This window comes from Polaromonas sp. UBA4122, assembly GCA_002381615.1.
Lineage (GTDB): Bacteria > Pseudomonadota > Gammaproteobacteria > Burkholderiales > Burkholderiaceae_C > Polaromonas.
The window spans coordinates 7,856-16,784 of sequence record DFWY01000163.1 but is presented as its reverse complement, the minus strand read 5'-3'; the positions used below and the strand labels follow the sequence as shown (position 1 = coordinate 16,784).

Below are 8,929 nucleotides of genomic sequence, written 5' to 3'. Positions count from 1 at the left end.
GTAGCCACCCGCCTGGCGTTGCAAGGTCTTGCCTTCGGCGGCGAAGGTTTGTTTGAGGCCAATGCCACAGCGCTTGGCCGCAGCCACCACTTTGCGCCGGGCAATCTCCAACAGGCGGCTGTCCACCGGATGGGCGATGGATTTTTCCTGGACCGTGGTGTCAACGATGACGCGCTTGAACTCGCTTTTCTTGACGGCCCCGACATCCACTGCGGTGTGGATGGTGGCGCTGAGCAGCTCTTCCAGGCCGGCCTCGCCCAGTGTCGTACGAAAGCGTCCGATCTGGGTAGCGTCACAGGGCGGGCGGGGGTCAAAGTACTCGAAGCCTGCAAAGTGCTGCCAGTAGACGTTCTCGGCAAAGCGCTGCACCAGTTCTTCGTCGCTGAGATCGAAACTGTTCTTGAGTAGGGTCAGCGCAATCATCAGGCGCATCGAGAGTCTGGGGCGACCGGCATTGCTGGCTTTGCCGCCGCTGACTCTGACAACGGGTCCGGCCAGGTCTGGTGCGTCTTCGCTTTGTTGGAGAGGTCGCTCTTTGTGGTCAAACTGCGGCGCCACGCCAGCTTCCATCTTTTCCCAAGGCAGTCGTGATGCCAAAACCGCCAGTGGATGGTTGTTGTCGATCATCTGTTCGAGCCGGCTGCGAAAGAAGTCGTCGGTCATTGGCTAGCCCTTCAGAATATCGTCAAAACTCTCAGTTTCTGAATCGATATTCTCCAGTTCCTGAGAGATTCACTCTACCGCGTTTACCCTGAAAAGCTAGCATTCATGCGGGCTGACGGTGTTTTGCAGGGCCGACTAAAAAGTTCCGGGTATTGATTGACAACGAGAAGATGATCGTCACCGTAATCGCAAACGTGTTTGACTCTTCTCTCATCGGCTGGATTTTGACGAAAGCCTTGCCGGAGGAACACGAAGTTGTCGCATTCAGCGATGACAACTCTGGATGGACCCCAAAGCGCCCGCCGTACAGTCTAAGGATCCGCATTGGTGGGGATGACGGACAGGAATTTGACGCTGAAGCCGTGCGCTTGAGTTCGGTAGTGTGGGGTGATCTTCAAGTTTCCATTACGCTCGCGCCAATCAAGACGGCCGACGTCCGGCGCGACATGGACGTAACCGAACTCAAAGGAATGTTTGGCGAGCCCAAAAAGGTAGTGTCTATCGAGGAAATGAATGCGGAGATTGCCGCGCGCGGAGTCGCTGATTGAGGATGACGGGCTTGGCCAACTCGGCAGTCCATCTGCCCCTTGCGAATCAATTGCCACGCCTTTCAGCCAAGTGGCAGGGCCGTCTTGTATCTAACTTGTTTTAGAGCAAAACTGGAGCGTATTTTCTCGACCTGCGCAATAGGCGACAGTTGCTCGAGGATAAAGCGCTCAAGCGCCGGCATGTCCGCGATGGCCACGCGCAGCAGGTAGTCCTCCTCCCCGGTCATCAGATAGCACTCCATGACCTCTTCCCGCATACAAATGCGTTCTTCAAACGCCTGCAATGCCTTGCGGCTCTGCTGCTTAAGGCTGATTGAAATGAAGACATTCAGGTGTAAGCCCAATTTCTCTGCATCAAGGAGAGCCACGTACTGTCGTATCAAGCCTTGCTCCTCTAGCGCGCGGACGCGCGCCAGGCAAGGCGAGGGCGAGAGGTGGACACGCCGCGCAAGTTCGACGTTCGACAGGCTTGCGTCGGCCTGTAGTTCGTTCAGTATTTTGAGGTCAATGCTGTCGAGTCCCATAGTGCTTAAAAACCTTTAATTTACCGCACGATATGCCGGTAGATGACCGATATTTTAGCTATTCAAGCTACAAATTCTGTCAGTTTCTTTCTACAGTAGTACATCGATTGACACCTTTGGAATGAGTCTTCCCATGCAGCAACCCGCCATCACTCCACCTATTGAGCCCATCGATTCTGACCCCCGGGAAAGCACCGAATGGCGCGATGCGCTCATGTCCTTGTTGCAAACTTCGGGCCCAGAGCGCACGCGGCAGATTCTGGACATGCTCGATGCAATGGCCCGCGACCCCAAAATCGCCTGGCAGCCAGCCCGCGGCACGCCCTACGTGAACACCATTCCGGTGGATCGCCAGCCGGCCTTCCCGGGTGACTTGGCCATGGAAGAGCGCCTGTCCTCGCTGGTGCGCTGGAACGCGCTGGCGATGGTGGTGCGCGCCAATGAAGCCTATGGCGAACTGGGTGGCCACATTGCCAGCTACGCCAGTGCGGCCGATTTGTTCGAGACGGGTTACAACCATTTCTTCCACGCCCGCTGCGATGAGCCAGGGCGCCAACATCTGGGCGACCTGGTGTTTTTCCAGCCGCACAGCTCGCCCGGCGTCTATGCACGGGCTTATCTGGAAGGGCGCCTGAATGTCGAGGATTTGAGCTACTACCGCCAGGAGTTGACGGCGCCGGCTGCCACCACGGGAGAAGGCGCGCGCGGTCTGTGCAGTTACCCGCACCCCTACCTGATGCCTGACTTCTGGCAGTTCCCCACCGGCTCCATGGGGATCGGCCCCATCAGCTCGATCTACCATGCGCGCTTCATGCGTTACCTGACGCACCGCCAGTTGCTGGATTGTTCGGGTCGCAAGGTGTGGGGCGTGTTTGGCGACGGCGAGATGGACGAGCCCGAAAGCATGAGCGCACTGACCCTGGCCGCGCGAGAAAAGCTGGACAACCTGGTGTGGGTGGTCAACTGCAACCTGCAGCGCCTGGATGGCCCGGTGCGCGGCAACGGCCGCATCATCGACGAGCTGGAACAGCTCTTTGCGGGCGCTGGCTGGAATGTCATCAAGCTGGTGTGGGGCAGCGACTGGGATGGCCTCTTTGCCCGGGATGTGACGGGTGCCCTGGCCAAAGTGTTTTCCAACACCGTGGACGGCCAGATGCAGACCTTTGCGGCCAAGGACGGGCGCTATAACCGGGAACACTTCTTTGACCAGAACGAGGCCTTGGCGCAATTGGCCCAGGGCATGACGGATGAGCAGATTGACCGCCTCAAACGTGGCGGCCATGACATGGTGAAGATTTACGCCGCCTATGCCGCCGCCGCCAAGCACAAGGGCCAGCCCACCGTGATCCTGGCGCACACCAAGAAGGGTTACGGCATGGGCAGCGCCGGTCAGGGCAAGATGACCACGCACAGCCAGAAGAAGTTTGACGAGACCGACTTGATCGCGTTTCGCAATCGCTTCCAGTTGCCACTGACGGATGAGCAAGTTACGTCGCTGAGCTTCTACCAGCCGCCAGCCGCCAGCCCCGAGATGCAGTATCTGCATGCGCAACGTCAGAAATTGGGCGGCTACCTGCCCAAGCGCTACACGACCTGCGAGCAGGTGCCAGTGCCAGAGATCACGAGCTACGCCCAGTTCGCCCTCGCGGCCGAAGGCAAAGAGATGAGCACCACCATGGCCTTTGTGCGCATGTTGGGCAACCTGCTCAAGGACAAAACCCTGGGCCAACGCATCGTGCCGATCGTGGCCGATGAAGCGCGCACTTTTGGCATGGCCAATCTGTTCAAGCAGGTTGGCATTTACTCCAGCGTGGGCCAGCGCTATGCGCCGGAAGACATCGGCTCGGTACTGAGCTACCGCGAAGCCATGGACGGCCAGATTCTGGAAGAGGGCATTTCCGAGGCTGGCGCGCTGGCCAGCTGGACGGCGGCCAGCACCAGCTACAGCGTGCATGGCCTGGCCATGCTGCCGTTCTATATTTACTACTCGATGTTTGGCTTTCAACGCGTGGGTGACCAGATCTGGGCCGCCGCCGATCAGCGCGCACGCGGCTTCCTGCTGGGCGCCACCTCGGGGCGCACCACGCTGGGCGGCGAAGGGCTGCAGCACCAGGATGGCACCAGTCACCTGATGGCAGCCACCATCCCCAACTGCAAAGCCTATGACCCGGCGTTTGCAGGCGAACTGGCCGTCATCATCGACCATGGCATGCGCGAGATGCTGGTGGATCAAAAAGACTGTTTCTACTATGTCACGATGATGAACGAGAACTACGCCCAGCCGAGTTTGCCGGCAGGCGCGGCGTCCGATGTGATTCGTGGATGCTATAAATTCAATAGCTACCCGCGCAATGGTGACGGTGGCAAGGGTGTCAAAACGCCTGCACGCGCTACCTTGCTGGGCTCCGGTGCGATTCTGACCGAAGTCATCAAGGCCGCGCAGCTGCTGGCCAGCCAGGGTGTGGATGTGGACGTGTTTAGCGTGACAAGTTGGAGCGAGCTGGCACGCGACGGTGCGGCCAACAGTTCAGCCAATGAGAGCGCCTTCATTGCGCAGCAGCTGGCGTCCAGTGGCGGCCCCATCATTGCCGCCACTGACTATGTCCGCGCCGTGCCGGAGAGTGTGCGTGCCTATCTGCCCGAGGGTCGCAAATACGTCACCCTGGGGACGGATGGTTTTGGCCGCAGTGACACGCGTGCGGCCTTGCGCGCCTTTTTCGCGGTGGATGCGGCGAGCATTGTGCAGGCGGCGCTGAAGCAGTTGGCCCGCGTCTAAAAAGAACTAGAACTAGAACTAGAACAAGGAGACTCGCCTGTCTGTAATCGAAATCAAAGTGCCGGACATCGGTGACTTGGCCGAAGTGGCGGTGATCGAACTGATGGTGAAGGTTGGCGACACCGTGAAGGCGGAGCAAAGCCTGATCACGGTGGAGAGCGACAAAGCCTCCATGGAAATCCCCTCCAGCCACTCTGGCGTGGTCAAGGAAGTCAAAGTTGCACTCGGTGACAAGGTCAAGGAGGGCTCGCCACTGCTGATGCTGGAAGTCGCTGATGCGGTTGCGGCGGCTGCCGCGCCTGCCGCGCCTGCCGTGGAGAATAAACAGTCTGTAGACCCCGTTGTTACGGAGCGGGCAGCTATTAATTCCGTAGCAAATGTCAGCGTGAGCGCACGGGCCAGCACGGCAAGTGTGACCTCAGCGTCGTCTGCTCCATCAGCCACTGCGCTCGCCGTGCCGGCGCATAACCCAACCACTCTCCAAAACAATCTGCCGCATGCCTCGCCCTCGGTGCGTAAATTCGCCCGTGAACTGGGCGTGCCACTCGATGAAGTCACGGGCAGTGGACTGAAAGGTCGCATCACCGAGACCGACGTGCAAGGCTTCACCCGATCCGTCATGAGCGGCTCGGAGCAAACGCTGGCGGCGGCGCATGCCAAGAGCACAGGGCTTGGCAACGATGGCGCAGGCCTGGGCCTCATCCCTTGGCCCAAAGTCGACTTCACCAAGTTCGGCCCCATTGAGCGCAAAGAGCTGTCCCGCATCAAGAAGATCAGCGGCGCCAACCTGCTGCGCAACGCCGTGATGATTCCGGCCGTCACCAACCATGACGACGCAGACATCACCGACCTGGAGGCCTTCCGCGTTGCCACCAACAAGGAAAGCGAAAAGTCCGCCAAGGGGCCAAATGTCGCAGGCATCAAGGTCACCATGCTGGCCTTCCTGATCAAGGCCTGCGTGGCCGCGCTCAAGAAGTACCCCGAGTTCAACAGTTCCTTGGACGGCGATGCCCTGATTTATAAGCAGTATTTCCATATTGGCTTTGCCGCCGACACGCCCAACGGCCTGATGGTGCCAGTGATCAAGGATGCCGACAAAAAAGGCATCGTGCAAATCTCGCAGGAGATGGGAGAACTGGCCAAGAAGGCGCGCGACGGCAAGCTCAGTCCCGCTGAGATGTCAGGTGCGTGCTTCACCATCTCAAGCCTGGGCGGCATTGGTGGACGCTACTTCACCCCCATCATCAATGCGCCCGAAGTGGCCATTCTGGGCGTCTGCAAGTCCACCATCCAGCCGATATGGGACGGCAAGGCATTTCAGCCGCGCCTGATGCTGCCGCTGTCACTGGCGTGGGATCACCGCGTCATCGATGGCGCGGCCGCGGCGCGTTTCAACGTCTATCTAGGGCAGATCCTGAGCGATTTCCGTAGAGTCCTGTTGTAATCCTTTGGCATGGACCGTAGCTACACGTTGCTGTTGGCCACCGGCATCAGCATCGCAGGGCTCGCATCTTAGGATGTGCAACTGACGGAACCATAGCTGGTGTGAGGGTTGCGGTAGGGACGGAGGTTGGTTGTGTCGCGTTAGCCGCTGACGAGCGCACTTCGGGCTGGGACGAATGCCGGTCCCTCAGACAGGACGGATTTGTCCTGCCAACGGGTAAAATTGGTCGGCAAAAGACATCTCGTTGCCGCCCTTCAGCATGAGCTGCCGCTTTCGAATCATGTGCATCATCTCGATGCCTGCAAGGCCCGCCGGTAAGATTCGTGTAAAAACCTGCCACATCGCCTTTCGGTCAGAATCGGCGGCCTGGGATCGAGTGTGTTTGGCGTTGTTATGTTTCGCGGTCCAGTCAATTTGGGCATCCTATGACAACCACCTCTGCGCGTGTAATTTATCCCCTATGCCATCAGCAAGCTCAAACGATTCGGTGACTATGCAACAGACCTGACACCAGAGGCGATGCCGACTCAGACGACGTTGCCTTCATAAGATTTGGCCACTATGGCAGGTTTTTACACGAATCTTACCGGCGGGCCTTTGGTGGTCAGCATCACGTTTCACACCCGTCTTGAAAAGCAACTGAGCTTAAACGAACACGCGATCTGACCGTCAATGCGACAGAACCCTTCCAGCGGATAGTGGACCCGTTTGAGAACCTTGCGCAATGCGCCAATGAGCGAACTTTTGCGGAAATCAAGCATGGCTCAGATTGTCCGTTATCCTTATCGCGACACCCTTTTTCATGGCGCTCACCCAAGGCGCACATTGCCTTTACATGCAGGCGAAAACATTGCATTAACTCGGATTACTGTCGGCCACCATGACAGTAATATTTGCGTGTTCTTCAAATGGGGCCAACTGCGATGACGTTGCGCCGGAGTCGGTTATGAGCGTCCATGGGCGATCCAGTGGCGTCCAGGCTTGCTGTCCTGCGAACCCCAATTTGGACGCATCTGCGAGGACGAAAACCTCAGAAGCCTGTTCGATCATCTTCTCCTTTAGCGCGGCTTGCTCCTGATTTGCTTCGCATAAGCCACGCCCCGCCACCAAGCCATCGGCGCCTAGAAATACTTTGTCGGCCGTCATTCTGCTCAATGTAAGCTCCGCGAGCGGTCCGACCGTCCCCATGCTCATTTTCCGTAAACTTCCACCCAGCACTGTTAGGGATATTTCGGGTTCGTTTGAGAGCGTCGTTAAGGCCATTAAGGCCGCTATATTATTAGTGATCACGTGAAGCTTGCGGCGTCCACGCAGTTGTCCTGCCAAAGCGGCCGTTGTCGTTCCGGCATCAAGAATAAGAGTTTCGCCCTCATGGATTTGCAAAGCAGCCAATCGCGCAATCGCATCTTTTTGTACGCGTTGAATATGTATGCGCTCGCCCAACGACGACTCCCGCCGGTCTTCCCGCAACAAGGCGCCTCCACCGTAGGTGCGCACAATGCGCCCACTATTGGCCAGTTCGGCGAGATCGCGGCGTATAGTTGACTCGGAAACGCCAAAACGCAAGCTCAGTTCTTTAACATTTGCGCCCTCGTTAGAGACGATCCGGAAAATCGTTTGATGTCGTTTTTCGGTTTTATTGATGGCCATGAGAATTGAAGTTGGGATTCGATGCGCGTAATTTACACCATGCGTGGCCCGAAAAAATGCCACACGATCCGCGTGGCATTTGCGTGTGTGAAACCTTTTATGTGTAGCCCGGCCGGCTAGTCCCGACGAATCGCCAAGCCAATCGCCTGACGCAACGCTTCCAGCATGCTGCGTTCATCGGCGATACCTTTTCCCGCAATGTCGAATGCCGTGCCATGATCAACGGACGTACGAATCACCGGTAAGCCAACCGTGACATTTACGCCGGCTTCCAAGCCCATGACCTTAACCGGTCCGTGCCCCTGATCGTGGTACATGGCTACCACCAGATCAAAGTCGCCGCGCGCCGCTCGGAAGAACAACGTATCCGCTGGCAAAGGGCCCTCCACTGATCGTCCCAGGGCTTGCTGAGACTGCACTGCAGGGATGATTTTTTCCTCTTCTTCGCCACAGCCGAACAAGCCATTCTCTCCCGCATGTGGGTTAATGCCGCACACGCCGATGCGGGGATTTGAAATTCCCGAGCGCACCAGGGTATCGTATCCGCGTGCAATGGTCCGTTCCACCAGTCCTGGCTCGATTTTTTTGATCGCATCCAGCAAGCCGATATGCGTTGTGACATGAATCACCCGTAGGTTCGGCGCGACCAACATCATGGATACTTCCGGTGTATTCGTCAGCTTGGCCAACATTTCGGTATGCCCTGGGAAAATATGGCCGCCTGCGTGCAATGCTTCCTTGTTAAGTGGCGCCGTACAGATCGCATCGATCTCCTGCTTCATGGCCAGCTGTACCGCACGTTCAATGTAGCAATAAGCAGCATGACCGCACAGCGCAGATAATTTTCCGAATGGATATTTTGGTGGAATCAAGCCAAGATCGATGCATTCCACAACACCATACTCATAATTCGCTGACTCGACGCTATCAATGGCATGCACTTTCAGGCTACTGCCGAGGATCTCCCCGGCTTCACGCAAGCGATTGACGTCACCAATGACAAGCGGCCTGCAGCGCTCGTACAGATCCTTGGCCGCCAGGCTTTTCATAATGATTTCAGGGCCAATGCCAGCGGCGTCGCCCATAGTTATTGCAATGATAGGGAGGTACATTAAAAAGCTTTCCTGTAAAGTGCTGTAGATCTAGTGTCTGATGAACCGGTCTTCGTATCGCAAGTGGATCCGACTCTTGCCTGCCGTAGCGTTTCATAACAGCGAAAAAGCGTTTCACGAGAACCAAAGGCGCCCGCCTTTGTGATGACAGGAATGGGCTTGATTCCAGCCGCAACGGAAAGCGGCACCCCTGGCTCGATTTCACCGATGAG

General features: G+C 57.4%; 7 protein-coding genes and 3 pseudogenes. 3 read left to right on the top strand and 7 right to left on the bottom strand.

Annotation, left to right across the window (positions count from 1 at the left end; translation table 11 throughout):
• On the bottom strand, positions 1 to 663 hold a 663-nt coding region (locus B3F77_RS19555; RefSeq protein ID WP_293606565.1), incomplete at its 3' end, for a transposase.
• A 152-nt stretch (positions 664 to 815) separates the two neighbouring features.
• On the opposite strand from B3F77_RS19555, the gene B3F77_RS19550 reads away from it, so the two are divergent.
• Positions 816 to 1,211: a hypothetical protein gene (locus B3F77_RS19550; RefSeq protein ID WP_293606564.1), complete on the top strand. Its 396-nt coding sequence runs from the start codon at positions 816 to 818 to the stop codon at positions 1,209 to 1,211.
• 62 nt (positions 1,212 to 1,273) lie between these two features.
• Here the strand turns inward: B3F77_RS19550 and B3F77_RS19545 are convergent, their stop codons facing one another.
• Positions 1,274 to 1,735, bottom strand: coding sequence for an Lrp/AsnC family transcriptional regulator (locus B3F77_RS19545; RefSeq protein WP_293606563.1), 462 nt, complete (start codon positions 1,733 to 1,735; stop codon positions 1,274 to 1,276).
• A 133-nt stretch (positions 1,736 to 1,868) separates the two neighbouring features.
• Between B3F77_RS19545 and mdeB the strand changes: the two genes are divergently transcribed.
• Positions 1,869 to 4,511, top strand: a complete 2,643-nt coding sequence (mdeB, locus tag B3F77_RS19540) for an alpha-ketoglutarate dehydrogenase (protein WP_414703054.1) — start codon at positions 1,869 to 1,871, stop codon at positions 4,509 to 4,511.
• A gap of 37 nt (positions 4,512 to 4,548) precedes the next feature.
• On the top strand, positions 4,549 to 5,955 hold the full coding sequence (gene aceF / locus B3F77_RS19535; RefSeq protein WP_293606566.1) for a dihydrolipoyllysine-residue acetyltransferase: 1,407 nt from the start codon (positions 4,549 to 4,551) through the stop codon (positions 5,953 to 5,955).
• 186 nt (positions 5,956 to 6,141) lie between these two features.
• Here aceF and B3F77_RS19530 read toward each other — a convergent pair.
• The 5 genes and pseudogenes from B3F77_RS19530 to B3F77_RS19510 form a co-directional block, all read right to left on the bottom strand.
• Positions 6,142 to 6,261: pseudogene (locus tag B3F77_RS19530) on the bottom strand (IS6 family transposase); the annotation flags it as partial.
• A 380-nt stretch (positions 6,262 to 6,641) separates the two neighbouring features.
• A pseudogene (locus tag B3F77_RS19525) lies at positions 6,642 to 6,716 on the bottom strand (IS6 family transposase); the annotation flags it as partial.
• A gap of 94 nt (positions 6,717 to 6,810) precedes the next feature.
• Entirely contained in the window at positions 6,811 to 7,605 is a 795-nt protein-coding gene (locus B3F77_RS19520) for a DeoR/GlpR family DNA-binding transcription regulator (protein WP_293606561.1), read from the bottom strand.
• A gap of 116 nt (positions 7,606 to 7,721) precedes the next feature.
• Positions 7,722 to 8,717, bottom strand: coding sequence for a 4-hydroxythreonine-4-phosphate dehydrogenase PdxA (gene pdxA / locus B3F77_RS19515; protein WP_293606560.1), 996 nt, complete (start codon positions 8,715 to 8,717; stop codon positions 7,722 to 7,724).
• Positions 8,717 to 8,929, bottom strand: a pseudogene (locus B3F77_RS19510) (hypothetical protein); the annotation flags it as partial. The gene pdxA and the pseudogene B3F77_RS19510, both read right to left, overlap by 1 nt.

Bases quoted from the DNA above. Each gene is read 5' to 3' on its own strand.
- B3F77_RS19520 (WP_293606561.1), bottom strand. From the start codon at position 7,605: ATGGCCATCAATAAAACCGAAAAACGACATCAAACGATTTTCCGGATC.
- pdxA (WP_293606560.1), bottom strand. From the start codon at position 8,717: ATGTACCTCCCTATCATTGCAATAACTATGGGCGACGCCGCTGGCATT.
- mdeB (WP_414703054.1), top strand. From the start codon at position 1,869: ATGCAGCAACCCGCCATCACTCCACCTATTGAGCCCATCGATTCTGAC.
- B3F77_RS19545 (WP_293606563.1), bottom strand. From the start codon at position 1,735: ATGGGACTCGACAGCATTGACCTCAAAATACTGAACGAACTACAGGCC.